This is a genomic window from Sphingomonas sp. PAMC26645 (assembly GCF_004795835.1).
Lineage (GTDB): Bacteria > Pseudomonadota > Alphaproteobacteria > Sphingomonadales > Sphingomonadaceae > Sphingomonas.
Genome location: NZ_CP039249.1, coordinates 3,269,962 through 3,295,280, shown reverse-complemented (window position 1 = coordinate 3,295,280; position 25,319 = coordinate 3,269,962). Strand labels below are relative to the sequence as shown.

The 25,319-nt window shown below is 67.1% G+C and carries 22 protein-coding genes and 1 tRNA gene; 21 read left to right on the top strand and 2 right to left on the bottom strand.

Going from position 1 to position 25,319, the window contains the following annotated elements:
- The first annotated feature begins 252 nt into the window (after positions 1-252).
- Genes E5673_RS15140 through E5673_RS15125 form a run of 4 tightly spaced genes read left to right on the top strand, consistent with a single transcriptional unit; the run spans position 253 to position 5,162 of the window.
- The gene (locus E5673_RS15140) at positions 253-891 is read left to right on the top strand and encodes a CerR family C-terminal domain-containing protein (RefSeq protein ID WP_120299981.1); all 639 of its coding nucleotides are present in this window, start codon (positions 253-255) and stop codon (positions 889-891) included.
- Positions 888-2,069, top strand: coding sequence for an HlyD family secretion protein (locus E5673_RS15135; RefSeq protein WP_136190656.1), 1,182 nt, complete (start codon positions 888-890; stop codon positions 2,067-2,069). Before E5673_RS15140 ends, E5673_RS15135 begins: the two co-directional genes overlap by 4 nt.
- Position 2,070: 1 nt before the next feature.
- Positions 2,071-3,687: a DHA2 family efflux MFS transporter permease subunit gene (locus E5673_RS15130; protein ID WP_056057998.1), complete on the top strand. Its 1,617-nt coding sequence runs from the start codon at positions 2,071-2,073 to the stop codon at positions 3,685-3,687.
- Positions 3,687-5,162, top strand: coding sequence for an efflux transporter outer membrane subunit (locus E5673_RS15125; RefSeq protein ID WP_136190655.1), 1,476 nt, complete (start codon positions 3,687-3,689; stop codon positions 5,160-5,162). Before E5673_RS15130 ends, E5673_RS15125 begins: the two co-directional genes overlap by 1 nt.
- A 243-nt stretch (positions 5,163-5,405) precedes the next feature.
- Here E5673_RS15125 and E5673_RS15120 read toward each other — a convergent pair whose 3' ends face one another.
- Entirely contained in the window at positions 5,406-5,741 is a 336-nt protein-coding gene (locus tag E5673_RS15120; RefSeq protein WP_056058003.1) for a DUF6481 family protein, read from the bottom strand.
- Positions 5,742-6,050: 309 nt separating this feature from the next.
- Between E5673_RS15120 and E5673_RS15115 the strand changes: the two genes are divergently transcribed.
- Positions 6,051-7,679 carry a hypothetical protein gene (locus E5673_RS15115; RefSeq protein WP_056058006.1) on the top strand — a complete coding sequence of 543 codons (1,629 nt, stop codon included), beginning with the start codon at positions 6,051-6,053 and terminating at the stop codon, positions 7,677-7,679.
- Between the two features lie 108 nt (positions 7,680-7,787).
- Complete coding sequence (locus E5673_RS15110) at positions 7,788-10,595, top strand: TonB-dependent receptor (protein ID WP_136190654.1); 2,808 nt, start codon at positions 7,788-7,790, stop codon at positions 10,593-10,595.
- A 267-nt stretch (positions 10,596-10,862) separates the two neighbouring features.
- Here the strand turns inward: E5673_RS15110 and E5673_RS15105 are convergent, their stop codons facing one another.
- Positions 10,863-11,519, bottom strand: coding sequence for a 2OG-Fe(II) oxygenase (locus E5673_RS15105; protein ID WP_136190653.1), 657 nt, complete (start codon positions 11,517-11,519; stop codon positions 10,863-10,865).
- Between the two features lie 137 nt (positions 11,520-11,656).
- Here E5673_RS15105 and E5673_RS15100 point away from each other — a divergent pair, with 137 nt between their 5' ends.
- The 15 genes from E5673_RS15100 (at position 11,657) to ccmC (ending at position 25,228) form a co-directional block, all read left to right on the top strand.
- Positions 11,657-12,484, top strand: coding sequence for a type II secretion system protein N (locus tag E5673_RS15100; protein WP_136190652.1), 828 nt, complete (start codon positions 11,657-11,659; stop codon positions 12,482-12,484).
- Positions 12,481-14,694 carry a type II secretion system secretin GspD gene (gspD, locus tag E5673_RS15095; protein ID WP_136190651.1) on the top strand — a complete coding sequence of 738 codons (2,214 nt, stop codon included), beginning with the start codon at positions 12,481-12,483 and terminating at the stop codon, positions 14,692-14,694. Before E5673_RS15100 ends, gspD begins: the two co-directional genes overlap by 4 nt.
- A complete protein-coding gene (locus E5673_RS15090) occupies positions 14,691-16,361 on the top strand; it encodes an ATPase, T2SS/T4P/T4SS family (protein ID WP_136190650.1) in 1,671 nt (556 codons plus the stop codon). Before gspD ends, E5673_RS15090 begins: the two co-directional genes overlap by 4 nt.
- Before the next feature lie 189 nt (positions 16,362-16,550).
- Positions 16,551-17,777 carry a type II secretion system inner membrane protein GspF gene (gene gspF, locus E5673_RS15085; RefSeq protein WP_107961922.1) on the top strand — a complete coding sequence of 409 codons (1,227 nt, stop codon included), beginning with the start codon at positions 16,551-16,553 and terminating at the stop codon, positions 17,775-17,777.
- A gap of 8 nt (positions 17,778-17,785) precedes the next feature.
- Complete coding sequence (gspG, locus tag E5673_RS15080) at positions 17,786-18,226, top strand: type II secretion system major pseudopilin GspG (protein WP_136190649.1); 441 nt, start codon at positions 17,786-17,788, stop codon at positions 18,224-18,226.
- Positions 18,201-18,671, top strand: a complete 471-nt coding sequence (locus tag E5673_RS15075) for a GspH/FimT family pseudopilin (RefSeq protein ID WP_136190648.1) — start codon at positions 18,201-18,203, stop codon at positions 18,669-18,671. Before gspG ends, E5673_RS15075 begins: the two co-directional genes overlap by 26 nt.
- On the top strand, positions 18,661-19,065 hold the full coding sequence (gspI, locus tag E5673_RS15070) for a type II secretion system minor pseudopilin GspI (RefSeq protein WP_136190647.1): 405 nt from the start codon (positions 18,661-18,663) through the stop codon (positions 19,063-19,065). Before E5673_RS15075 ends, gspI begins: the two co-directional genes overlap by 11 nt.
- Positions 19,062-19,748 carry a type II secretion system minor pseudopilin GspJ gene (gspJ, locus tag E5673_RS15065; RefSeq protein WP_247599416.1) on the top strand — a complete coding sequence of 229 codons (687 nt, stop codon included), beginning with the start codon at positions 19,062-19,064 and terminating at the stop codon, positions 19,746-19,748. The genes gspI and gspJ overlap by 4 nt, the downstream gene beginning before the upstream one ends.
- On the top strand, positions 19,735-20,733 hold the full coding sequence (gspK, locus tag E5673_RS15060) for a type II secretion system minor pseudopilin GspK (RefSeq protein ID WP_247599415.1): 999 nt from the start codon (positions 19,735-19,737) through the stop codon (positions 20,731-20,733). Before gspJ ends, gspK begins: the two co-directional genes overlap by 14 nt.
- Positions 20,730-21,815: a type II secretion system protein GspL gene (gene gspL, locus E5673_RS15055; protein WP_136190646.1), complete on the top strand. Its 1,086-nt coding sequence runs from the start codon at positions 20,730-20,732 to the stop codon at positions 21,813-21,815. Before gspK ends, gspL begins: the two co-directional genes overlap by 4 nt.
- On the top strand, positions 21,812-22,288 hold the full coding sequence (gspM, locus tag E5673_RS15050; RefSeq protein ID WP_056058034.1) for a type II secretion system protein GspM: 477 nt from the start codon (positions 21,812-21,814) through the stop codon (positions 22,286-22,288). Before gspL ends, gspM begins: the two co-directional genes overlap by 4 nt.
- Entirely contained in the window at positions 22,285-23,010 is a 726-nt protein-coding gene (gene gspN / locus E5673_RS15045) for a type II secretion system protein N (protein WP_136190645.1), read from the top strand. The genes gspM and gspN overlap by 4 nt, the downstream gene beginning before the upstream one ends.
- Before the next feature lie 66 nt (positions 23,011-23,076).
- A tRNA-His gene (locus E5673_RS15040) sits at positions 23,077-23,153 on the top strand.
- Positions 23,154-23,263: 110 nt separating this feature from the next.
- Positions 23,264-24,313 (top strand): Glu/Leu/Phe/Val dehydrogenase dimerization domain-containing protein, encoded by a 1,050-nt coding sequence (locus E5673_RS15035; RefSeq protein WP_136190644.1) that lies wholly within the window; start codon positions 23,264-23,266, stop codon positions 24,311-24,313.
- 189 nt (positions 24,314-24,502) lie between these two features.
- Entirely contained in the window at positions 24,503-25,228 is a 726-nt protein-coding gene (ccmC, locus tag E5673_RS15030; RefSeq protein ID WP_136190643.1) for a heme ABC transporter permease CcmC, read from the top strand.
- Positions 25,229-25,319 lie beyond the last annotated feature (91 nt).

Here is a 25,319-nt window from a genome sequence, read left to right as displayed (position 1 = left end):
AGGGGCCGGCGTTGCTGTTTCTGGCGCTGCAGGCGACATTATCTCGCGGCCTGCTTCGCCCCCAAAGATCCGTCATGCTGACGAAAGTCAGGATCCAGGGTAACGAGCGTCGCACCCCATGGCTCTGGATCCTGACTTTCGTCAGGATGACGGGCGCGCGGGGAAAGGCCGCGTGACCTGCTGATCGATCCTCCACACAACATGACGCTTTCTTCATTAGGCTGGTTCGTTCGATCGAACTAAACGCCGCCCGTGCTCCAGTCCCGACTCCTAGACATCGCGATCAGCGAATTCGGCACCAAGGGGTTGGAGGGGGCGAGCACGCGCGGGATCGCCGCCGCCGCAGGCACCGCGATGTCCTCGATTACCTATCACTACGGTGGCAAGGAGGGCTTGTACCTCGCGGCCGCCGACCGGATCGCCGAGCGCATGACGGCCGTTTTGGGCGACCCGTCCGAGCTGTCGCATGACGTCGCAGCGGACGACGCCAGCGAAGCGCGCGCCCAGATTCACCGCATCTTCGGCCGACTTGCGGACAAGATGGCGAGCAACGAAAGTGCCGACTGGACGCTGTTCGTGCTCCGCGAACAGATGAAGCCGGGCGAGGCGTTCGAGCGGATCTATGGCGGCGTGATGGGCCAGATGGTGCGCAGGCTCAGCGACCTCGTCTGCATCGCCACTGGTTGCGCCGAGATTCGCACCGGCAGGATCGCGACGATCACCTTGATGGGGCAGGTCATCACGCTGCGGGCGAACCGCGCGACCTGCCTCAAACTGCTTGAGCGCGACACGCTCGAACCCAACGACATCCTCGATATCAAGGCGCGTATCGACGCCAATATCGACGCCATTCTCGATTCGATGCGTGCTGAAGAACAGGGCCAGGCATGACCGACCAGACGAACCACTCCGACGCCAACCACGACGACGAGGATCGCAAGGACGATCCGAACGGCGAGGACCAGCAGTCCGACACCGACCAGCAGGACGAGTCTGACGACGGCAAGGACGAGGGTGACGACAAGAAGCCGTCGGTGTTCAAGAAGCCGCTCTTCTGGATCATTCTCGTCATCGTTGTGGGCGGGCTGATCATCGGCGGCGTGCTCTACTGGCTCCACGCGCGCCAGTTCGAGTCGACCGACGATGCGTTCGTCGACACGCACATCGTCCGCCTCGCGCCACAGGTCGCGGGCACGCTGGTGCAGGTCGCCGACATCGACAACCGGCATGTCGAAGCGGGCCGCCTCCTCGCGGTGATCAAGGCGTCGGGCCGCGATGCGCAGGTCGCCGAGGCGCAGGCAAACGAATCGCAGGCCCGCGCACAGTTCGCGCAGGCGCAGGCGCAGGTCACCGCCGCCGAGGCGCAACGCCAGCAGGCTGCCGCCCAAGCACGCGTCCCGATGGCCGCCGCGGTGAAGGCGCAGCAGGATCTCGCACGCTACGAGGCGTTGCTGCGGCTCGATCCGAGCGCGGTCGCCGGTCAACAGCTCGATCAGGCGCGCGCCACCGCTCGCCAGACCGCCGCCGATGCCGCCGCCGCCCGCGAGCAGATCGACACCGCGACCGCGCAGATCAGCGTCGCCAGGAAGCAGGTCGGCGCGGCCAAGTCGGTGATCGATGCCCGCCGCGCGCAGGTCGATCAGGCGAATGTCACGATCGGCGATCTCCGCCTGACCGCGCCGGTCGCAGGCCAGGTCGTCAACCGCTCGGTCAACGTCGGCTCCTATGTCGCGCCCGGCACGCAGCTGATGGCGATCGTCCCCGACACCATGTGGGTCACGGCCAACTTCAAGGAAACGCAGCTTACTCTGATGAAGATCGGCCAGCCGGTCGAGATCCATGTCGACGCGTATCCCGGCGTCGATTTCAAGGGTCATGTCGAATCGATCCAGCGCGGCGCCGGCCAGGCGTTCGCCCTGCTGCCCCCGCAGAACGCGACCGGCAATTACGTGAAGGTCGTCCAGCGCGTCCCCGTCCGTATCGTGTTCGACGCGAAGAACGGCCCCGATCCGAAGCGCTATCCGATCGGTCCCGGCATGTCGGTGGTGCCGACCGTCAAGGTCCGCTGAGTTGGCTAAGGCGCCAGCGAAGGCGGACGCGGGCGGCGGTCACACGTGGTCACCGAGCCGGTCGGCGGCGGGCAAGTACAGCCCGTGGCTGATCGTCGCGATCATCTCGATCCCGACCTTCATGGAGGTGCTCGACACCTCGATCGCCAACGTCGCGCTCGATCACATCTCGGGCGGGCTGTCGATCACCACCGATCAGGCGACGTGGGTACTGACCAGCTACCTCGTCGCCAACGCGATCGTCATCCCGATCTCGGGCTGGCTATCGGACGCGATCGGTCGAAAGCGGTATTTCCTGCTGTCGATCGCCCTGTTCACGCTTGCCTCGCTGATGTGCGGGCTTGCGCCCAATATCGCTACGCTCGTCGTCGCCCGCGTGCTTCAGGGCATCGGCGGAGGCGGCCTAGCACCGGTCGAGCAGTCCATCCTCGCCGACACCTTCCCGCCGAAACAACGTGGGATGGCGTTCGCCGCCTTCGCGATCGTCGTCGTCGTCGGCCCCGTGCTCGGGCCGACGCTGGGCGGGTACATCGTCGAATATTCGAGCTGGCACTGGGTGTTCCTGATCAACGTGCCGGTCGGCATCGCCGCGTGGTTCCTGGTCGAGACCTTCGTCGACGAGCCGGACCAGGTGAAGAAGGACCGTGACGAGCGCTTCAAGAACGGCCTGACGATCGACTATGTCGGCGTCGCGCTGGTCGCACTGGGGCTCGGTTTCCTCGAACTCACTTTCGATCGCGGCGAGCGCGAGGATTGGTTTTCGAGCGGTTTCATCGTGATGTCGGCGATCATCGCCGCGGTGTCGCTGGTCACGCTCGTGATCTGGGAGCTGAACCACAAGGACCCGGTGATCGACCTCAAGCTGCTGAAGAACCGCAACTTCGCGCTGACGATCGGCGTGATGGGCGTCACCGGCATGATCCTGTTCGGTACCACGCAGCTCATACCACAGATGCTGCAACAGGTGCTCGGCTACAGCTCGCTCGATGCCGGCCTAGCGCTGACCGCCGGTGGTCTCGCGACGCTCGTCATGGTGCCGTTCGCAGGGCGGCTCAGCGGGCTTGTCGATGTCCGCTTCCTGCTGTTCCCGGCGTTGCTGGTGCAGGCGTTCGCGCTGTGGAACATGAGCCACCTGACCGCGGATATCGCGTTTTCCGATGCGGCGTTCGCGCGGCTTTTCCAGGCGATGGCGCTGCCGTTCCTGTTCGTGCCGATCAACGCGATCGCCTATGTCGGGCTCAAGCAGACGCAGACCGCGCAGGCGTCGAGCCTCCTCAACGTCTCGCGAAACCTCGGCGGGACGATCGGCATCTGCTTCGCGCAGACGCAGCTCGCGGGCGGATTGCAGCGGCACCAGTCGGAACTGACGCAGACGCTCAACCCGCTCGATCCGAATTACAACGACTGGATGCAGAAGGCGACGAGCGTGTTCGGCGGGCAGGGCGATGCGACGACGCCTTTGGCCGTTCTCTACAGCCAGATGCAGCGGCAGGCGACGATGCTCGCGTTCCTCGACGTGTTCCGCGCGATGATGGTGGTCGTGCTGGTCGTCGCGCCACTGGTTCTATTCATGCGCTCCGGCAAGACCGGCGGCGCCCCCTCGGGAGGGATGCATTGATGCGTGCGCGGTTCATGGTGGTTGCGGTTGCGGCCTTGCTCGCGGGGTGCACCGTCGGCCCGAATTACAGCCCGCCGGAGATGGCGGTGCCGCCGGCGTTCGTGGGTCCGCAGGCTAGCGTTGGTACTTCGGTCGATCCGGCGCGCTGGTGGTCGGCGTTTGGCGATCCGCAACTCGACGGCCTCGTCCAGCGCGCGTTGAAGGGCAATCCCGACATCGCGATCGCCGCCTCGCGCGTGCGCCAGGCGCGGTTGCAGGAGATCGTCGCACGCTCGCAAGGCCTCCCGAGCGTCAACGCCAGCGCAAGCCCGAGCCATATCGAGTTCAGCAAGAACGCCGGCCTCTCGTCGATCGCACGCGCGTTCAGTGGTGGCACGGGCGCAGGGGGCGCGGGCTCGACTGGGGGCTCGACCGGCGGCATCGCACTGCCCGGCAGCGGGATCACGACTTATTCCGTCGGCTTCGATGCAAGCTGGGAGCTCGACCTGTTCGGCGGCGTCCGGCGCAGCACCGAAGGGGCACGTGCAAGGACCGAAGCGGCGGTCTGGTCGAAGCGCGATGCCGCGGTGACTTTAGCCGCGGAAGTCGCGCAGGCCTATTTCGCGCTCCGGCTCGACCAGGCGCAGATCGCGACGATCGAGGGCGAGATCGTCCGCCAGCGTCGTGCGCTGGAGATCGCAGGCAACACAGCCAAGGTGGGCCTCGTCCCGCCGATCGACGTCACCCGCCAGCGCGCTTCGATCACATCCACGGAAGCGCGCGCCGAACCGGTCCGTGCCGATGTCGACGTCCGCATGCACGCGCTGGCGATCCTGCTCGGCGAGCCACCCGCGACGCTGATGGCCGAACTCGCGGCGCCGTCGGTCGCACCGCTCGGCGTACCGTCGATCCCGGCGGGGTTGCCGTCGGAGCTGTTGCGTCGTCGCCCCGACATCCGCGCGGCCGAACGCGATCTCGCGGCTTCGACTGCGGATATCGGCGTGGCGGTGGCGGATATGTATCCGAAGTTCAGCTTGACCGGCGTGAGCCAGCTGATCTCGACCGCGCTCGGCAATCTCTTCTCGGGTGACAGCCTCCAGCTGACCGCCTCCGGTGCGGCGCAGTTCCCGCTGCTTGACTGGGGCCGGCGTAAATCGGCCGTGAAATCGCGCGAGGAGGATCGCGAGCAGGCGTATCTCCGGTATCGCTCGACCGTGTTGCAGGCGTTGCGCGACGTCGAGGATCCGCTCGCGCAGATTGCCGCCGAGCGTCGCCGGAACGCGGCTTTGCAGCGGGCGGTGGTCGATGCGCAGAGCAGCGCGAAGGCGGCGGAGTCGCAGTACCGGACCGGCTTCGTGGCGCAGACGACACTGCTGAACGCGGAGACGGACGTGCTGACGGCCCGCGAACAGCTGGTGTCGAGCGACGCGCAGTTGCGGCAGCTGACGGTGGCGCTGTTCAAGGCGCTGGGTGGCGGTTGGGAGCAGGCGGAGTAGGGTCGCGCGCTTCAATACGTCCGTCACCCGAACAAAGTAGCGGGGAAGGGCGCCTGCGATTTAAAACACCACCCCGGCGAAGGCCGGGGCCCAATTGGGAAACGTCGGTAACGTAGGTTTGCGCTTTATCACTGCGAACTTGCCAATTGGGCCCCGGCCTTCGCCGGGGTGGTAGTCTTTTCGTCAGATGCCTCAGCGAGCATTCGTTCAATCAAAATGGGCGGCCAAACGACCGCCCAAAGATCACTTCTTCTTGTTCTTCCGCGCCGCATACTTGGCGTCACGAATCGCCTTTTTCTCGGCATCGGTCAGCTCGACCTTAGCCTCGGCCTCGCGCTTCTTGGCAGCAGCAGCCTCGGCCTCAGCCTTCTTCGCAGCCTTGGCCTCATCCTCTGCAGCGCGCTTCGCAGCGCGCTTCTCGCGCTCGGCCAATTCCTTGGCCTCGCGCGCGGCAAGGCGCTCGGCTACGACGGCTTCGTCGATCGGCGGCTTGGCACGCAGCGCTTCGAGCGCCTTCTGCTTGGCGGCGGCTGCGCTGCTCGTGCGGTCCTGGAAACTGGGGTCCTTGAAAGAGGCCATTGTCGTGAGATAATCCTGTAATATCGGTCTGACCGTCCGGACGCAGGAATGCGTGGGCGGTGACTCTGGCAGCGCCTGTAAATCATCGCGCGCCGGATCGGAAGAGATGTGTTCGATAGCGCGGTTTTCAACCCCGTGCGTCAGTAGCGCCCCAATCGACAGTCATCGAACCGTCATATCATAGTCATGCAAGCGTCATCGAAATCGCATCGCGGCGTCATCTGGCCAGCCTAACCGCCATGTCACGGTCGGCAGGGGGGAGCCTGGGTCGATCCGAACAATCAACGGTACGACTCGGGAGTCCTTCGCATGACCAGCTTTACTCGCCTCGGCACGATCCTGCTGACCGGCACGGCCTGCCTCGCACTCACCGCTTGCGGCGGTGCCGACGACGTCGCTTCGCCGGGCGCAGGTACGGTGATCATCACCCCGCCAGCTACGCCGACCCCGACGCCGTCCACCCCGACGCCGACCCCATCGGCGATCACGGCAGCGCAGTTCGCCTCGACCTCGGGCGGCCGCTCGGACGGCACGATCACGATCAGCGCCGACGAGCAGCTTGCGATCGTCAACGCTGGCACCAACAACAACGTCAGCGGCACAAACGTCCTGACCGGCGTGTACCCGACCGCCGCGACGTCCGCCACGACCGCGACCGACCCGTCGTCGATCAACCCGTTCTTCGCCAGCACCAACTTCGTCGGCGCGCTCAACGGACCGACCGACACCGCGTTCCAGGGCTGGACCTGCGCCTCCACGTCGGCCGAGTTCGGCGGCAGCACGACCGCGCGCTGCACCGCGGTTCCTGCTGTTGGCGCCGGCGGTTCGGCCGCAGCGTGCCCGACCGGCACGATCGACGACGGCCTGGTCCAGACGTTCCGCGCCTGCCGCCTGCCGACCAACATCACGTCCAGCCTGACGCTGCCGAAGATCGCCGGCGTGTTCTACCGCCTGCGCGGCCAGACCGAAGTCGGCGCCGATGTCGGCACGACCGGTGCCGATACCGGCGTGACGCTGACGATCGCACCGGGCGTCGTCGTCGCCGCGGACTCGACCGAAGTCACCGCCGATCTCCTGCTCGTCAACCGCGGATCGAAGATCAGCGCCGTCGGTACGCGCGACGCACCGATCATCTTCACGTCGCAGCAGAACCTGACCGCCAACGGCGTCAGCGATGCGACGCAGGGCCAGTGGGGCGGGATCATCCTGCTCGGCCGCGCCCCCGTCGCGGTCTGCGCCACGGGTACCGGTCCGAACAACGCCGGCGGCACGAGCACGACCTGCCAGCAGGCGATCGAAGGCGTCACCGGGCGCTTTTACGGTGGCCCAACGGCGGCCGACAACAGCGGCACGATGCAGTATGTCCAGATCCGCTACAGCGGCATCGCGATCAGCGACGGCAACGAGCTCCAGGGCCTGACGCTCGGCGGCACCGGGTCGGGCACGACGATCGATCATGTCCAGAGCCACAACTCGGCCGATGACGGCATCGAGATCTTCGGCGGCACCACGAACATCAAGTATTTCGCGGTCACCGGCGCAGACGACGACGGCTACGATATCGACAACGGCTATCGCGGCTTCATGCAGTTCATCATCGCCGCACAGCGTCTGCTGGGTGCGACCGCCGACTCGTTCTCGACCGAGATCGACTCGAACGGTGCCGAGGACCTGCTGCCCCGTACCTTCGGTCAGTATTCGAACTTCACGTTCGTGCAGACCGCGCTTGCGCCGGCCGCTATCCGCCAGCGCGGTGGTTCGGACATGCGCTTCATCAACGGCATCGTGAAGTCGCCTGCGACCGTCGCCTGCCTCAACCTGATCGCGCAGGAAACCAGCCAGGCCGATCGCTCGACGATCCGCGCGGCGGATGCCTCGAAGCAGGACCAGGGCCCGCCGATCTTCACGTCGGTCTACTTCAACTGCAACGGCCGGTAACGCTTCCGGTCGGCTCTCCGCAGTCGATGATGTGAGCAGCGATGCCGGGGTGGTTCCAAAGACCACCCCGGCATTCGCCCATAGACCCCCTGATCTGGATATTCGGCCATGCAAACGCGCTTCGGCTATGCCACCTTACTTCTCCTGACCTCGCAGCTGGTCGCGCCCGCGGTGCTCGCCCAGACCGGCGGCGCTGCACCCGCTCCAGCCGCCTCGCCACCCGCCTCGACGACGCAGACCGGTCCGACCTCGACGCCGGTGGACGTGTCTGCGCCCCAAGCTGCCGGAGCGGAGGCCGCCGGAGCGCAGGCCGAAGTGTCGGCTCCTGGCTTCGACGCCAATGGCGGCGAGGACATCGTCGTCGTCGGCCGCAACATCCCGAATTTCGTCCGCGCGACCCCGCAGGTCGTCTCGATCCTGTCGACCGAGGACATCGCACGCACCGGCGAAGGCGACATCGCCGGCGCGCTGTCGCGCGTCACCGGTCTCAGCATCGTCGGCAACGGCTTCGTCTATGTCCGGGGTCTCGGCGATCGCTACTCGTCGTCGCTGCTCAACGGCTCGCCACTGCCGAGCCCCGAGCCGCTGCGTCGGTCGGTCCCGCTGGACATCTTCCCGACCACGATCGTCGGTTCTGCGCTGGTCCAGAAGACCTATTCGGTGAACTATCCCGGTGAATTCGGCGGCGGCGTGATCAACCTCACGACCAAGGCGATCCCGGACAAGAACTTCCTGTCGTTCGGCGGCTCGGTCTCGGCCGACACCGCGACCACCAGTGAACTCGGCTACACCTATTATGGTGGCGATGCCGACTGGATCGGCTTCGACGACGGCACGCGGAAAGTGCCGAGCTTCATCAAGAACGCGCCGAGCGGTACCGGCAACATCTCGGCCGCGCAGGCCGCGACGCTCAGCAACGCCTCGACCTCGCTGCTCCAGCGCAACAACCAGCTTCCCGCCAATTTCTCGGGCGAGATCAGCGGCGGCTCGGTGTTCGACATCGGTTCGGGCCGGCTTGGCGTGATCGCGTCGGTCAGCGCGAGCAACACCTTCCGCACCCGCAGCATCACGCAGCAGGATTCGGTCACCAACGAGGGGCTGCTCCGCAACGATTTCCAGACCCTGCTGACCGACAACCGGATCGTCGCGAACGCGCTGATCGGCGTCGGCTACGAGTTCGGCGAGAACAGCATCAAGCTGACCAACGTCTATATCCACGACACGCTGAAGCAGGCGCGTGGGTCGGCGGCGACCACCTACAACAACTCGAGCGGCCTGCGCTTCCAGCAGAACACCAACTGGTTCGAACGCCAGCTGTTCGAGAGCCAGCTGGTCGGTGCGTTCAAGCCCGTCGACGCGCTGACGCTCGACGTCCGCGGCGCTTACGCTAATTCGAAGCGCAATGCGCCGTACGAGCGGCAGTTCGACTATCTCTGCTCGAACACCACCACGACCGGCCAGCCGATCACGGTGCAGGATCCGAACGGGACCGGCGGCGCGCAGTGCAACGGTGCCTACCAGGTGACTCAGCGCTTCTCGCCGTTCGCGTCGATCATCTTCAGCGAATTGAAGGAAGACCTCTACAGCGGCCAGGCGGATGCGGCGTACAAGCTGTCGACCGATCGGCCGATGACGTTGTCGACCGGCTATTTCTACTCGGATACGAAGCGCACGTCGTCGCGTCTCCAGTTCAATTACCAGACGCCGCGCGGCGGTGGCACCGCGCCGGGCTATCCGTACAATCTGCTCCGTCCGGATTATCTGCTGGCGATCGATACCAACGATCCGCTGAACTCGCTCGAATTGCAGTTCAACACCCCGCTCGGTGCGTATCAATATGATGCGTCGCTGCGGATCCACGCGGGCTATGTCCAGGCCGAGGCCGAGGCGACCGACGGTGTCCGCGCGACGATCGGCGTGCGCTACGAGACGGCGGACGAGCGGGTTACCCCGATCGGTGCGACCACGACGCGTCTGAAGAACGATTACTTCCTGCCGGCCTCGACGCTGACCTGGAACTTCGCGCCCGACATGCAGCTTCGTGCGAGCGCCTCGAAGACGATCTCGCGCCCGCAGTTCCGCGAGCTTGCACCACAGCAGTTCCGCGATCCTGAATCGGATCGCCTGTTCTTCGGTAACCCGCTGTTGCAGGATACCAAGCTCTACAATCTCGATGCGCGGTACGAGTGGTTCTTCGCGCGTGACCAGCGCTTCACGCTCGGCGCGTTCTACAAGCGGATCGACAAGCCGATTGAGCAGGTCGGTTTCTACACCGGTGCCGACGATCGTCTCCAGACCGGCTTCACCAACCTGCCCAAGGCCAAGCTGTACGGCGGCGAGGTCGAGTTCCAGAAATACGTGCCGCTCGACACGCTCGGCAGCGATTTCTTCGCGACGCGCCGCCTGCTGTTCATCGCCAACTACACCTATACGCAGTCGTCGATCACGGTGGACGGCAGCTGCGTCCCGAACGTGGTGGACCAGACGACCAAGGTCGCGGGCTGCCAGGCCGGCTTCGCGCCCGCCACGGGTAACTTCCGCGACGGCGCGCCGCTCACCGGCCAGTCGGACCACCTCGTCAACGTCCAGCTCGGGCTGGAGGACACCAAGCGGCTGTCGCAGATCACGTTGTTGTTCAACTACGCCAGCGACCGCGTAACCAACCGCGGCCCGTCGAACCTCGGCGGCACGGGCTTCCTGCCCGACATCATCGAGAAGCCCGGCATCCGCCTTGACCTCGTCGCCCGCCAGGGTGTCGAACTGCGCGGCGCCAAGTTCGAGGTGAAGGCCGAAGCACGCAACCTGACCAAGACGCGCTTCACCGAGGGCCAGACGTTCGAGAACGGCAACAAGGTGTACATCAACCGGTATAACCTGGGTCAGGTGTTCACGCTCGGGATCAGCACGACGTTCTGAGGAAGGGGGCGGTCGTTCGGGTTGCGCTCCAGTGGCGAGCGCAGTCGGAGCGACCGACCTCCCAAGAAGAGGACCTCCCCGGCGAAGCCGGGGCCCAGTTGGAAAGGTCAGCGTAACGAAGCGTCGTCCTTCGTCAGCAACGCTGCCCAACTGGACCCCGGCCTTCGCCGGGGAGGTGCTTTGAGAGTGCTAGGTGCTAAGGCGCAGGAGTCATCGCTGCGCCAATCCGTCCGTTCTTGCCGGACCAATCATGGTCCTAGACCAAGCCTAACCCCAGGGCTTCTCGCGAAACCATTTGGTGATCACATACTTGACCCCCGCGCGCACCTTCATCCCGTGATGCAGCGTCGCCGGGTTCATGCTCCCATCGGCCCGCCGGTTGTTCCACGCCAGCAGCTTGCCCGTCTCCGGCTGGACGATCTTGTCGATCGCCTTGAACCGCGTCGCGCCGCCGGCTTCCGGCTGGTTGAGGTAGATCATGACGGTCCACGTCCGATTGCCCGCGACCCCGCAATAACGCTGATAATCGACGCCGTTCGGCTCGAAATAATCGGTGTGTCCCTTGAACTCCTGCCCGACCGCATAGCGCTGCCCCTGGAGCGGTTCGCCGTACACCGGGTCGAGTCCGGTCAGTGCCGCGATCCGGCGCTCGACCTCGATCGCGACCGGATCGAGCGGCGACAGATCGCCCGTCTCGCTGGTCCGATAGCTCGCATCGCCGTTCGAATCGGAGATCGTCGACGGCCGCCGCACCGCGTCGATCCGCTCGATCAGCGTCGCGCACAGGTCCGGCGGCAGGAAGTCGCGTCGCACGAACAGGTCGAGCTTCGGGCTAGGTACGCGCTGCACGCCGGGCACGGACAGCCGCGCGAAGATCGCTTCGGGGGGCAGGCCGGAGCCGCTGGACGGGACAGGATCGGACATGAGCGTCTTCTGCCCATCGCCGACGCGAAGCGCTACCCCCTCAGAATCGAAGCAACCAACGCGCAAGCCATTGACGCGGAATTGTAACATGGCATGCCTACGCGACGAAGAGAGCGGGAAATTGGGGTGGGTCGCGGATGCGATTGAAGCTGGACGCGCGGGCGCGCCGTATCTTGCGGCGTATGCCGGTCGTGAATGTCTATAGTGTCGTCGAACTCGCGCTGCTGGCCGGGCTTGCGGTGCAGTGCGCGCGGCTGGCGTGGACGATCGTGACGCCGATCACGCCACTCGGCGACTGGCGTCCGGCCGCGCCGATGGTGGTGGGCTCGCCCGCCGACATCCTGCGCGGGTTCGATCCGTTCTTCCGCCTCGGTGGCGCGGCGGGCGCACCCGCCACTGTCACGTCGCTCCAGTTGACCCTGTTCGGCACGCGGATGGATGAAGCGATGGGCCGCAGTTCCGCGATCATCGCCGGCCCCGACGGCGTCCAGCAGAGCGTCGCGGTCGGCGACGAGATCCAGCCCGGCGTGCGTCTCAAGGCGGTTGCGTTCGATCACGTCACGATCGACCGCGGCGGCGCCGACGAGGACCTGTTCCTCGACCAGTCGGGCGCCGTCACGCCGGTCGTCCCGGGCGCGGCACCCGCGGGTGCGCCCGGTGCCGTTGCCCCCGTCGTCGGCATCCCCGTCGCGCAGTTGCGCAGCGAGATCGGCTTCATCCCCCGCATCGACGGCGGCCGCATCAGCGGGCTCACCGTTCGCTCGCAAGGCTCGGGCAACGCGTTCCGCTCAGCCGGGCTCAAGGACGGCGACGTCGTCACCTCGATTGGCGGGCGTCCCGTTTCCGGTCCCGGCGATCTCGACCGCATCGCCAAGGATTTCGCGGGCGGCGGCAACGTCCCCATCACCGTAGAACGCGGCCAGGATACCCTGCCGCTCGCCATCACGATCGCGCCCCCCCAATGAAAAAACTGTTTCTCGGCCCCGTCGTAGCTCTCGCACTGGCGGCCGGCGTTCATGCCCAGACTACGCTGAACGTCCGCGACGCCGACATCCGCGCGTTCATCGCCGATGCCGCCAAGGTCACCGGGCGCACGTTCATCATCGACAACCGCGTCGCCGGCAAGGTGACGGTGGTCACCGATCGGCCGCTGTCGCGCTCCGAATATTTCGAGATATTCCTCTCGACGCTGCGCGCCAACGGCCTCGTCGCGGTGCCGACCTCGGGCGGGGCGTTCCGCGTTCAGCCGCTCGACAACGCCGCTTCGCAGCCGAGCCGGATCGGCGTCGCGGGTGCCGCGCGCAACAGCTACGTCACCGAGATCATCCGCCTTCGCGCGATCGACGCGCAGTCCGCGGTCGAGACCGTCCGCCCGTTGGTCAGCGCGCAGGGCTCGGTCAGCGCGAACCGTGGCGGCAACAGCCTCGTCGTGGTCGATTTCGCCGACAACATCCGCCGCATCCGCGAAGTCCTCCGCCGGATCGACACCGACACATCCTCCACCCGCGTCGTCGCGCTTAAGAACGCGAGTGCGAAGGAAATCGCGACTGCGCTCCAGGGGCTCATCGGCGCCGGCACGGGTGGCGGACAGGGCGGGCAGGGCGGTGGCGCAGGTGCCGGTCCGAGCGCATCGGTCGTCGCGGTCGAGGGTTCGAACGCGGTCGCCCTGCGCGGCGATCCGACCACCGTCGCCCGCCTCGCGCAGGTCGCCGCCGACCTCGACCAGAAAGCGCGCAACGGCACCGAGATCAAGGTCGTTTTCCTCGAGAACGCCGATGCCGAGCAGTTGCTGCCGGTGTTGCAGGAACTCGTCGGCCAGACTCCGACCCAGCCGGTGCAGACGGCGTTGTCGCGCTCGAACTTCGGATCGAGCAGCACCAACGGCGCGTCCGGCGGACAGTCGAATGTTTCGCAACCACAGATCCCACAGTCTGGCCCCACGGCCGGCGGCGCGTCCAGCTCCGGCCAGGCCGCGATCACGTCTGCCGGCCGGTCTGCGGTGGTCGTCACGCGCTTCGCCGGCGCCAACGCGATCGTCATCGCCGCCCCCGCCGAGATCCAGCGTCAGCTCAACGAGGTCGTCCGTCAACTCGACACGCGCCGCGAACAGGTACTCGTCGAGGCGATCGTCGCCGAGGTCTCCGATTCGACCGCGCGCACGCTCGGGGCGCAGTTCATCGTCGGCGATCCGAGCGGCGGCGCGTTCGGTGCATCGACCTTCTCGAACTCCGCGCCCAACATCCTCCAGATTGCCGGCGCGATCGGCGCGCGCTCGATCGGCGGCAACGGTACGACGGTGGTCGCGCCCGATGGCACGCGGACCGAAACGAACACGCCCAATGCCGCGGCGGACGCGCTGCAGCAGTCGGCGATCGCGTCGATCCTCGCGGCTACCGGCGGCTTTGGCGGGTTCGGTGGCAAGATCGGCAGCACGTTCTTCGGCGCGATCATCAACGCGGTGAAGAGCGACACGACCTCAAACCTGCTCCAGGTCCCGCACCTCGTCACGCTCGACAACCAGGAGGCGCACAGCCTCGTCGGGCAGGAGATCCCGATCACCACGGGGCAGGCGCTCAGCACCAATTTCGACAACGCCTTCCGCACCACGCAGCGCCAGAATGTCGGCATCGAACTGACCGTGCGGCCGCAGGTGAACTCGTCCGGTACGGTGAAGCTCAACCTCCGCCTCGAGGTCAGCTCGATCGCGGGGCCGGTATCGAGCGACAACAGCGACCTCATCCTCAACAAGCGCGAGGTCGAGACCGTCCGCACCGTCGACGACGGCCAGATCGCGGTGATCAGCGGCCTGCTCGACGACAATGAACGCCGCACGATCGAGAAGATCCCGCTGCTCGGCGACATCCCCGTGCTCGGCCATCTGTTCACCTCGAAGGCGAAACAGCGGTCGAAGACCAACCTGATGATCTTCATACGCCCAACGATTTTGCGTACCGCCGAGGACAGCCGGAAGCTGACCGAGCAGCGCTACGGCTATGTCCGCCTGCAACAGGGTCTGCAGGAGCCGGGCGCTGAGCCGTCGATCGACCAACTCGTCCGCGACTACATGGGCGCCGCCCCGCCGATCCCGAGCGCACCGATCCCCGGCAGCATCGAAGACCCGCGTATCGCCGTCCCGGTACGCACCTCGACGATGGTCGTGCGACCCAAGAAATGATCATCCGCGAAGGCCACGAGATCGAGCTTACTTCCCCCCTCCCGCTTGCGGGAGGGGTCGGGGGAGGGCCTGCCTCTATCATCGACAACGCGATCGAGGGGTATGTCATTCCCTCCCCCAACCCCTCCCGCGAGCGGGAGGGGAGCAGTGCAGCGGTATCCTCGACCGATCTCCCCCAGATCACGATCCCCTATGCCTTCGCCCGAAAGTTCGGCGTCGTAGTCGACCACACCGACACTGATTCCCACCTCACCATCGCGATGCGCGCCGGCGCGGACCCGAAAGTCCTGCTCGAACTTCGCCGCTACCTCGCCCGCCCGTTCGACGTGACATTCGTCGAGCAGGTCGCGTTCGACCGCCTGCTGTCGAACGTCTACGCGATGGACGGCCAGGCCAACGCGCTCGCCGCAGTCGGCATGGGCGACGAACTGGACCTGCTCGCCGGCGACATGCCGACCGCGGAGGATCTGCTCGACACCGCCGACGACGCTCCCGCGATCCGCCTCATCAACGGCATCATCGCCGACGCCGCCCGCAACGGCGTGTCCGACATCCACATCGAGCCGTACGAGAGCGGCTTGGTCGTCCGCATGCGCATCGACGGCGTGCTGCGCGAAACGCTGCGTATGCCGCCCAACGTCGCCCCGGTGGTGGTCAGCCGCATCAAGGTCATGGCGCGCCTCGACATCGCCGAGCGCCGCGTCCCACAGGACGGCCGCATGGGCCTGACGCTCGGTGGCAAGCTGCTCGACGTCCGCGTCTCGACGCTGCCGAGCCGCGCAGGGGAACGCGTGGTGCTGCGTATTCTCGACAAGGAGAACGCCGGCATCGACCTCGAAGCGCTCGGCCTGCCGCCCGCATTGTTCGCACTGCTCAACGAAGCGCTGAGCGAGCCGAACGGCATTATCCTCGTCACCGGCCCGACCGGCTCGGGCAAGACCACTTCGCTCTACGCCGCGCTCCGCCTGCTGAACGACGGAAGCCGCAACATCCTCACCGTCGAGGACCCGGTGGAGTATGCCGTCGACGGCGTCGGCCAGACCCAGGTCAACCCGAAGGTCGGCCTGACCTTCGCGGCAGGCCTGCGCGCGATCCTCCGCCAGGATCCCGACGTCGTGATGGTCGGCGAAATCCGCGACCGCGAGACCGCCGAGATCGCGGTGCAGGCGTCGCTGACCGGCCATCTCGTGCTGTCGACCGTCCACACCAACGACGCGATCGGCGCGATAACCCGCATGCGCGACATGAAGGTCGAGAGCTTCCTGCTCGCCTCGACGCTCCGCGCGGTGATCGCGCAGCGGCTCGTGCGCCGCCTGTGCCCGACGTGTCGCAAGGCCGTCCCCGCGTCGGACACGGTCGCGCCGCTGCTCGGCATCGCCTCCGACGCGGTCGTCTACGTCGCGCAAGGCTGCGAAGACTGCAACCAGACCGGTTACAAGGGCCGTATCGGCGTCTTCGAAGCGGTCCGCATCGACGACACGATCCGCCGCCTGATCAACACCGACGGCCACGAATCCGAAATCACCGCGCACGCATTCGCGAAGTCGCCGAACCTGGCGCAATCGGCCCGCGACCTCGTCCTCTCCGGCCAGACCACCGCCGAAGAAGCAGTAAGAGTATCCCGCCGCGACACGACCGAAGTTGTCGAGGATACAGTAGTTGCGTAGCGCGCGCCAATTCCTCCCCGAAACGGGGAGGGGGACCAGCGAAGCTGGTGGAGGGGGCTCACCAAGCTCGCACCGCCAGTCGGACGTGACCAGGTTCCCGCGCGCACCATCACCACAACCGCAACGTTCGCGGCACGCCCCCTCCACCACCGCTGCGCGGCGGTCCCCCTCCCCTTGCAGGGGAGGATGATGGCTGATTTCGACTATATCGCAATCGACACCAAGGGCGCCGAACGCCGCGGCCACGTCGCCGCGTCGGACATAGACGTCGCGCGCGCCACCCTCGACGCGCGTAAATTCTACGTCGTGAAGATTACCCCCGGCGCGCCGCCACAGGCAACCAAAGGCCGCCCGCTGTTCGGCCTCCAGCTCGGCACACCGAAGATGTCGGGCAAGAATCTCACGCTCTTCACCCGCCAGCTAGCCACCCTGAACCGCGTCTCGCCGCTGGAAGAGTCGCTCCGCACGATCACCCGCCAGACCGAGCAAGACAGCGTCCGAACAATAGTGCAGCACGTCCACGCCGGCGTCGTCGAAGGCCGTCGCCTGGCCGACGCGATGGCGCGCGAACCGAAAAGCTTTCCGCCGCTCTACCGCGCGATGGTCTCCGCTGGCGAGAGTTCAGGCTCGCTCCCGACCATCCTCGACCGTCTCGCCGCCCTGCTCGAACGCCAGGCCGAGATCCGCGGCAAGCTCATCACCGCGCTCGCCTACCCCTCGATCCTCGCGCTCGTCGCGTTCGGCGTCGTCACCGCGCTGATGATGTTCGTGGTGCCGCAGGTCGTCGAGCAATTCGACACGGTCGGCCAGCAACTCCCGCTGCTGACGCGGATGGTCATGGCGTTCTCGGCGTTCCTCGTCGGATACTGGTGGGTGATGCTGCTGATCGTCGTCGGCGGCGGGCTAGCCGGGTGGCGGGCGCTCAAGGACCCGACGCTCCGGCTCGCCTTCGACGGCTGGCTGCTCCGTATCCCGCTACTCGGCCGCCTGATCCGAGACCTTCACGCGGCCCGGATGGCGCGCACGCTCGGCACGATGGTCGCGAGTCGCCTGCCGTTGCTTGACGGTCTCAACCTCACCGCCAGCACGATCCACAACCGCCGCCTCCGCCAGGCGTCGGACCAGATCGTCGACGCGATCCGCGGCGGTGGCTCGCTCTCCGCTGCGATGCGCCGCGCCGGTGTCTTCCCCCCGCTGCTGACCTATCTCGCGGCGAGCGGTGAAGCGGCGGGCCGGCTCGACGAGATGCTGGAGCGCGCCGCCGACTATCTCGAACGCGAGTTCGACCGTTTCACCGCCACCGCGCTGTCGTTGCTCGAACCGCTGATCATCGTCGTGATGGGCGGCATCGTCGCGACGATCGTGCTATCCATCCTGCTACCGATCCTCCAGCTCAACACGCTGGCCGGACAATGAGGTTGTTCATGCGTCCCGAAGATAAAAAGAAGCGCCGCGAGGCCGGCTTTACCCTCGTCGAGCTGATGGTCGTGATCGTCATCATCGGCCTGCTCGCCACCATCGTAGCGCTCAACGTGCTGCCCTCGGGCGACACCGCGCGGATCCAGAAGGCCAAGGCCGACATCGCGCAGATCGAGGGCGGGCTAGAACTGTACAAGCTCCAGAACATGACCTTCCCCAACACCACGCAGGGGCTGAACGCGCTCGTTTCGGCGCCCGCGGGCCTATCCGATCCATCGCGGTACCAGCGTGGCGGTTATCTGAAGAAGCTGCCGAACGATCCCTGGGGGCGCCCGTATCTCTACGCCTCGCCCGGCGCGCACGGCGAGGCCGACGTCTGGACCTTCGGGGCGGACGGCAAGGAAGGCGGCGAGGGGATCGATGCCGATATCGGCAGCTGGCAATAAGCGCGAAGCCGGCTTTACGCTGGTCGAACTGATGGTCGTCGTCACGATCATCGGCTTGGCCTCTGCGGTAGCCGTGCTCGTCATGCCGGACCCGCGCGGCCGCGTGCTCGACGAGGCGACGCGTTTCGCCCTGCGCACCCGCGCCGCGCATGACTCGGCGATCGTCGAGGCGCGTCCGGTGAGCGTCTGGATCAGCGGCGGCGGCTACGGCTTCGACCGCCGGCTGGCTGGTGGCTGGACACCCATTGCGGAGAAACCGATGCGCGTGGAACGCTGGAACGACGGTACCAGAGCCAGCATCGGCGATACCACCGGCCGCCTGCGCGTGACGTTCGACCCGACCGGTCTCGTCGATCGCCCAGCGGAGATCCGCCTTGATCGCGGTGGCGTCGCGGCAACCGTCCACATCGACGCCGATGGCAGCGTAAGAGCCGATGCAGGCTGAGCGCGGCTTCACCCTTCGTCGACGTTACGCCGAACACGGCTTCACGTTGATAGAAATCATGGTCGCGCTGGCAGTCTTCAGCCTCGCGGCGATGGCGCTCGTACGTCTGGAAAGTGCGACGATCCGCGGCGCCTCGATCCTCGACGAAACGCTGGTCGCGCAGATGGTCGCGCGCAACGTCGCGATCGACGCGGTCACCAGCGCGCAGCCACCGACCGCAGGCCGCGTCACCGGCGTCGAGACGAACGGCGGCCAGCCCTGGACGTGGACCCGGCAGGTCAGCGCGCTCGGCGGATCGAGCGTGTTGCGGATCGACGTGGCGGTCGCCGACCGGACCGGCACGCAACTCGGCCGCCTGACCTTGGTGCGACCCGCGCCGCGGATGGTGATGTGACGCCTCCGAAAACCGAGGCAGGCTTCACGCTTATCGAAGTCATGGTGTCGCTCATGATCTTTGGCATGATCGCCGCAGCGGGCGTCGCGATCCTGTCGTTCAGTGTGAAGGCGCAGAGCTCGACCGGCGCGAAGCTCGACGACATCAGCGCGCTTACCCGGACGATGTCGATCCTGTCCGCCGATCTCGCCCAGGCATCGAACCGCGCCACCCGCGACGAGGCCGGCACCAGCGTTCCCGCGTTCATCGGCGAGAGTGGGTCGGGCGTCACGCCGATGCTGCGTTTGGTCCGCGCCGGCTGGAGTAATATCGACGGTGCGGCGCGCTCCAGCATGCAGAAGGTCGCCTACCGCGTCGACGGCGGCGCGCTTCAGCGGATCGCGTATCCGATGGTCGACGGCGCGCAACCGCTGCCGCCTGCCGCGTTGCTCACCAAAGTTCGTCAGGTCGGACTGCGCTATCGCATCGCGGGCGCCTGGAGCGATCGATGGGACGGCGCGAGCGGCAGGCCTTTGCCCGACGCGATGGAACTCACCGTCCAGCGCGATGACGGTACGCAGTTCCGCCAGATGTTTCTCGTCGGCACCAGCTACGTGCCCGCGCCCTCGGACGGAACCGGTCCTGTCATAACGCCACCTGCGGGCACCCCTCCGGGACAGGAGACGCCCGGTGCGCGAACCTGATCTCGGCATTCGACGCGGGCAAGAACGGGGCGCGGCGTTGCTCACCGTGCTGATGCTCGTCGCGATCATCGCGGTGATGGCGGGGGCGGCGCTGGAAAAACTCCGGCTGTCGACCCGCCTCGCGAGCAACGCCGCGACCGGCGAGCAGGCGCGCGCCTATGCGCTCGCGGCGGAGACGATGGCGCTGACTCGGGTCTCCAACCTGCTCGCGCCAAAGCCAAGCCGAGTCACGCTGGCCGGCGGCTGGAGCAACACCCCGTTCGGCCTGCCTGTGCCGGGAGGGTTCGCGACCGCGCGCGTCCGCGACGGGGCGAACTGCTTCAACCTGAACTCTCTCGTCGGCATGACCACCCCCGGCGTGTACGTCGCGCGTGGCGAAGTGCGGCCGCAGTTCGTCCGCCTGATGCGGCTGCTCGACGTACCCGTGCAGGTCGCGGAACAGGTCGCGGCGGGCACGACCGACTGGATCGACAGCGATCAGGACCAGTCACCGATGGGGGCCGAGGACGGCGCGTATCTTGGTCGCGTGCCGTCGTACCGCACTGCCGGCACGCTGATGAGCGACCCTAGCGAACTGCGCGCCATCGCCGGGATGACGCCCGAGATCTACACGAAGATCCGGCCGTGGATTTGCACGCTGCCGTTCGCCAGGCCGTCGCCGATCAACGTCAACACGCTGCTCCCCGAACAGAGCGTGCTGTTGGCGATGATGTATCCGGATACGCTGTCGGTCGGTGCCGCCCAGCAACTGCTGCTGCGGCGACCGGTGCAGGGCTACGCCACGTTCGACGAAATGCAGAAGGGCGCGTCGCTGCTCGGCGCCGCCAATATCGCGCCCGGCGCGGACGCGCAGGTGCTGTCGAAATGGTTCACGCTCGATATCGACGTGACGCTCGGCACCACTCAAATGCAGGAACGTGCGCTGATCGACGCGAACCGGCTTCCCGCGCAGCTCGTATCGCGGCAATGGGGCGAGCCATCATGACGACTTTGCTGTTCCTTCCCGCCGGCGAGACCGGATATCGCTGGATGCGCGTCGCGGACGCGCGCGTGGTCGGGGAGGGGGAGGGTATCCCCGATGCGATCGACGACGAGACGATCGCGGTCGCGCCCGCCGATGCGGTGACGCTGCACTGGGCGGAGCTGCCGTCGCGGTCTGCGGCGCAGGCGACGGCGGCTGCGCGTATCCTGGCGAGCGAGGCAAGCGCGTCGCCGCTCGCCGAACTCCACGTCGCGGTCGGGGACGAAGGCGCGAGCGACCGACCGATCGGAGTCGTCGGTGCCGCGACGATGCGCGACTGGCTGCTGATGCTGGCGGAGGCAGGCGTCGATCCGGTCGCGGTCATTCCTGCGCCGATGCTCCTTCCGCGACCCGAAGAGGGCTACGCGCGGGCGGAGCTTGCGGGCAGCGGTGTCGTGCGCGGCACGTCCAGCGGGTTCGCCGACGAAGCGCGGCTGACGGAGTTGGTGACCGGCGGCACCGCGCCCGCGACGATCGACCGCGATATGCTGGAGGCAGCGATCGTTGCCGCCGTCGCGTCGCCCCCGCTCGACCTACGGCAGGGGCCGTTTGCGCGGCGGCGACGGTTCGCAATCGACTGGGGGCTGATCCGTCGGCTGGCGCTATTGTCGCTGACGATCCTGGCCGTGACCCTCGCGATCTCGCTCGTCCGCATCGCGAAATACAGCTTCGGCGCGGATGCGTTGGAGGCGGAGGCCAATACGGTGGCGGTCACCGGCCTGCCGCGCGGCGAGACGGTGGTCGACGCCAGCCGCCAGCTCGACGAGCGCCTGTCGCGCGTGCGGGGACCCGGGCTGGGTTTCACCAGCACGACCGCGGCGGTCTTCGCAGCGGTGCGTGCGACGCCCGGCACCGAAGTCACCGCGCTCGATTTCCAGGCGAACGGCGACCTGCGCCTGTCGGTGGCCGTCGAACGCGAAGCCTTGGCGACCGACCTCAAACGAGCGCTCGAAGCCGCCGGCTTCTCGGTCCGCGCGGGCGTGTTCCAGGCGGCAGCCGGCCGGGTGACGGGTGAACTCACGATCAGCCCGGAGAGCGGACGATGACCGGACTGAAGACGTGGTTCGAAGGACGTTCGCTACGGGAGCGGCGGCTGCTGCTCGTGATGGCGGGGCTCGCAGTCCTCACGCTGCTGTGGGCGCTGATCATCCGCCCGGTCGGCGACGGCCTGTCCAGTGCGCGCGAGCGTCATGCCGATGCCGTCACCCGGCTCGGCGAGACGCGCGCGCAAGTCGCGACGTTGCGCGATATCCAGCGGACGCGGGCCACGCCGCTGACCGGCACGCTGGCCGATGCGGTGCGCGCCGAGGCGGATCAGGCCGGCTTTGCGCTCGCCTCGCTCGATCAGGACGGCGCGAGCCGGGTGCGCGTCGGCATCCAGTCGGCGCGCCCCGCGGCGCTGGTCGCGTGGCTGGCGCGCCTCGAACGGCTCGGTATCCTCGTCGATTCGGTGGCGATGACCGACAAGGGCGACAAGACCGTCGGCGTCGCGCTCACGTTGAAGGCACGCGCGGCATGAGGCGGATCCGTTTGCGTACCGGCCCCGCCGCGCTGTTCGGCGGGATGCTGCTGATCGCGCTGATCGTGTTCCTGCCGATGCGCGCGGTGCTCGGTTGGGTCGGCGTCGGCGACGAAGGGCTGGTCGCGCGGCGCGTGTCGGGGACGGTCTGGGGCGCGACGCTGACCGAGGCGCGGTTCGGCGATCTAGCACTCGGCGATCTGCACGCGCGGCTTTCACCCCTGCCGCTGCTGGTCGGTCGCGCGACGATCGTCTTCGCCGGTCCCGAATCGGTGTCGGCCAAGCCGTTGCACGGGTCGGCGAGCGTCAGTCGCCACGGCTTCGGCGTCGACCGCATGACCGCCACGGTCGCCACCGGCCGGCTGTTCGCGCCGGTGCCCGTCTCCGCGCTCGACCTTGACGACGTGTCGGTCCGTTTCCGCGATGGCCAGTGCGAAGCCGCCGAGGGCCGCGTCCGCGCGACGCTGGCGGGTGACGTCGGCGGGATCACCTTGCCGCAGTCGGTGAGCGGCACCGCACGGTGCGACGGCACGGCGCTGCTGCTTCCGCTGGCGAGCCAGTCCGGGACCGAGAGCATCGCGCTCCGGATCGAGGGGGCAGGGACCTACCGTGCCGAACTGTCGCTGCGTCCGTCCGATCCGCTGGCAGTGCAGAAGCTCGAGCAGGCGGGCTTCGTGAGCGGCCCGAACGGGTACAAGCTCGCCATCGAGGGACGTTTTTGACGTCTTTTTGGCAAGTCGACGGTTGACGCCGCCCGGCGACCCCCGCTAGGGGGCGATGCCTACGCGGCGGTCGTAGTTCAATTGGTTAGAGCGTCGGCTTGTGATGCCGGATGTTGCGGGTTCAAGTCCCGTCGGTCGCCCCATTTTCTATTATTTTTCCGAGCCTCCCCAACGTGAGCGCTTTGGGCTGGTAAAACCGGCCGGAAAATAATATTTCGCTTCCCGGTAATTTTATTCTCCTCAGGAGCCGGCGATGACAGCGGTTTGGGACCTTCCCGATTTCGACGACCACGAGGGCGTTCATGCCTTCACCGATCCCGAATCGGGCCTGCACGCGGTGATCGCGGTGCACTCGACCAAGCTTGGGCCGGCAGCCGGCGGCGCACGCTTCTGGCATTATGCCGACAATGGCCGTGCGGTGACCGACGCGCTGCGCCTGTCGCGCGGCATGAGCTTCAAGAACGCGATGGCCGGTCTGGAGCTCGGCGGCGGCAAGGGCGTGGTCCTCGCGGCCAAGCCCGGCGACGTCATCACGACGGCGCAGCTCGAGGCGTTCGGCCGCGCGGTCGATTCGCTCGGCGGCCGTTACGTGACGGCTGAGGACGTCGGCATGTCCGAAGACCGCATGAAGGTGATCGCCAGCCAGACGCGCTACGTCTCCGGCCTGCCGGTCGCGAGCGGCGCTGCGGGTGGTGATCCGGGGCCGTACACCGCGCTCGGCATCTATCTCGGCGTGAAGGCAGCCGCACAGCGTGGCCTCGGTGCGACCGACATGAAGGGCGTGCGCGTCGCAATCCAGGGCGTCGGTTCGGTCGGCGGTGGGCTCGCGCGGTTGCTGGCCAAGGACGGCGCGGTGCTGACGCTGGCCGACGTCGACGAGGGCCGTGCGCAGAAGCTGGCCGGCGAACTCGGCGCGACCGCGGTGGCGGCCGAGGCCATCCTGACGACCGACGCGGACATCTTCAGCCCGAACGCGCTGGGCGCGATCCTGACCGAAATGTCGATCGCGGCGCTGAAGGCGAAGGTCGTCGCGGGCGGTGCGAACAACCAGCTGAGCGTCCGTGAAGACGGCGCGCGGCTGCACGCACGCGGCATCCTGTATGCGCCGGATTACGTGATCAACGCAGGAGGGATCATCAACGTCGGCCTGGAGTATCTGGGTCACGGCGACGAGGCCGAGGTGAAGGCCCGGATCGCGCGGATTCCCGAACGTCTGATCGAAGTGTGGAACGAAAGCGACCGTACCGGCCAGCCCGCGTCGGACGTGTCGGACTCGATCGCCAAGCGCCTGATCGGTCGGTAACGGTCCTTCTCCCCTCCGGGGAGAAGGTGGCACAAAGTGCCGGATGAGGGGAGTTGGGGTAAACGACCCTAGCCCCAATCCCCTCACCCTCCCCCCGCAAGCGCGGCGGGCCCCTCCCTCTCCCCGGCGGGGAGAGGGGCTCAAGTCCAAGGTGACAGCCTCGTATTGTTGTCATAATGGCTATCACCAGTGGCCACTCTACACGCCTTCGCAAACCCCGCGCGCTTCCTGAAGATCGCCAAGCCGTTGACGCCAGCGCTGTTCTGGGCCGGCGTCGCGCTGATCGTGCTGGGGTGTTGGGCAGGCCTCACGCAGACCCCACCCGACTATCTCCAGGGCGAGACGGTCCGCATCCTCTACATCCACGTCCCCGCCGCCTGGCTCGGCATGGGCGGTTGGAGCGGGATCGCGATCTCCAGCATCATGTTTCTGGTCTGGCGCCACCCACTCGCCAGCGTCGCGGCGCGTGCGATCGCGCTGCCGGGCGCGGTGTTCGCGGCGCTATGTCTCATGACCGGCTCGATCTGGGGACGGCCGACCTGGGGAACGTGGTGGCAATGGGATGGCCGGCTGACCTCGATGCTGCTGCTGTTCTTCGTCTATCTCGGCTACATGGCGCTTGCGAAGGCCGATGCTGATCGTGGCGGCGACGGGCGCGTGCCGGCGCTCTACGGGATCGCCGGGTCGGTGCTGCTGCCGATCATCCGCTATTCGGTGGTGTGGTGGAACACGCTGCACCAGGGGCCGAGCATCGGGCTGACCAAGTCCACGATCGATGGCTCGATCCTGTGGCCGCTGCCGATCATGCTGGCCGGCTTTACCTTCGTGTTCGCGGGGATAGTCCTGATGCGGATGCGGACGATGCTGGCCGTTGCGAAAGCCGAGGCGCGCATGCGCAGGATGGCGAGATCGTGAAGGTAGCCGCATGAACCCCTGGCCGTTCGTGACTGCCGCGTATGTCGTGACGCTAGGAGGCGGCGCGATCATTGCGTTGCTAAGCTATCTG

Coding starts and splice junctions, on each gene's coding strand:
- E5673_RS15135 (WP_136190656.1), top strand. CDS start 888: ATGACCGACCAGACGAACCACTCCGACGCCAACCACGACGACGAGGAT.
- E5673_RS15125 (WP_136190655.1), top strand. CDS start 3,687: ATGCGTGCGCGGTTCATGGTGGTTGCGGTTGCGGCCTTGCTCGCGGGG.
- E5673_RS15120 (WP_056058003.1), bottom strand. CDS start 5,741: ATGGCCTCTTTCAAGGACCCCAGTTTCCAGGACCGCACGAGCAGCGCA.
- E5673_RS15115 (WP_056058006.1), top strand. CDS start 6,051: ATGACCAGCTTTACTCGCCTCGGCACGATCCTGCTGACCGGCACGGCC.
- E5673_RS15110 (WP_136190654.1), top strand. CDS start 7,788: ATGCAAACGCGCTTCGGCTATGCCACCTTACTTCTCCTGACCTCGCAG.
- E5673_RS15105 (WP_136190653.1), bottom strand. CDS start 11,519: ATGTCCGATCCTGTCCCGTCCAGCGGCTCCGGCCTGCCCCCCGAAGCG.
- E5673_RS15100 (WP_136190652.1), top strand. CDS start 11,657: ATGCGATTGAAGCTGGACGCGCGGGCGCGCCGTATCTTGCGGCGTATG.
- gspD (WP_136190651.1), top strand. CDS start 12,481: ATGAAAAAACTGTTTCTCGGCCCCGTCGTAGCTCTCGCACTGGCGGCC.
- E5673_RS15090 (WP_136190650.1), top strand. CDS start 14,691: ATGATCATCCGCGAAGGCCACGAGATCGAGCTTACTTCCCCCCTCCCG.
- gspF (WP_107961922.1), top strand. CDS start 16,551: ATGGCTGATTTCGACTATATCGCAATCGACACCAAGGGCGCCGAACGC.
- gspG (WP_136190649.1), top strand. CDS start 17,786: ATGCGTCCCGAAGATAAAAAGAAGCGCCGCGAGGCCGGCTTTACCCTC.
- E5673_RS15075 (WP_136190648.1), top strand. CDS start 18,201: ATGCCGATATCGGCAGCTGGCAATAAGCGCGAAGCCGGCTTTACGCTG.
- gspI (WP_136190647.1), top strand. CDS start 18,661: ATGCAGGCTGAGCGCGGCTTCACCCTTCGTCGACGTTACGCCGAACAC.
- gspL (WP_136190646.1), top strand. CDS start 20,730: ATGACGACTTTGCTGTTCCTTCCCGCCGGCGAGACCGGATATCGCTGG.
- gspM (WP_056058034.1), top strand. CDS start 21,812: ATGACCGGACTGAAGACGTGGTTCGAAGGACGTTCGCTACGGGAGCGG.
- gspN (WP_136190645.1), top strand. CDS start 22,285: ATGAGGCGGATCCGTTTGCGTACCGGCCCCGCCGCGCTGTTCGGCGGG.
- E5673_RS15035 (WP_136190644.1), top strand. CDS start 23,264: ATGACAGCGGTTTGGGACCTTCCCGATTTCGACGACCACGAGGGCGTT.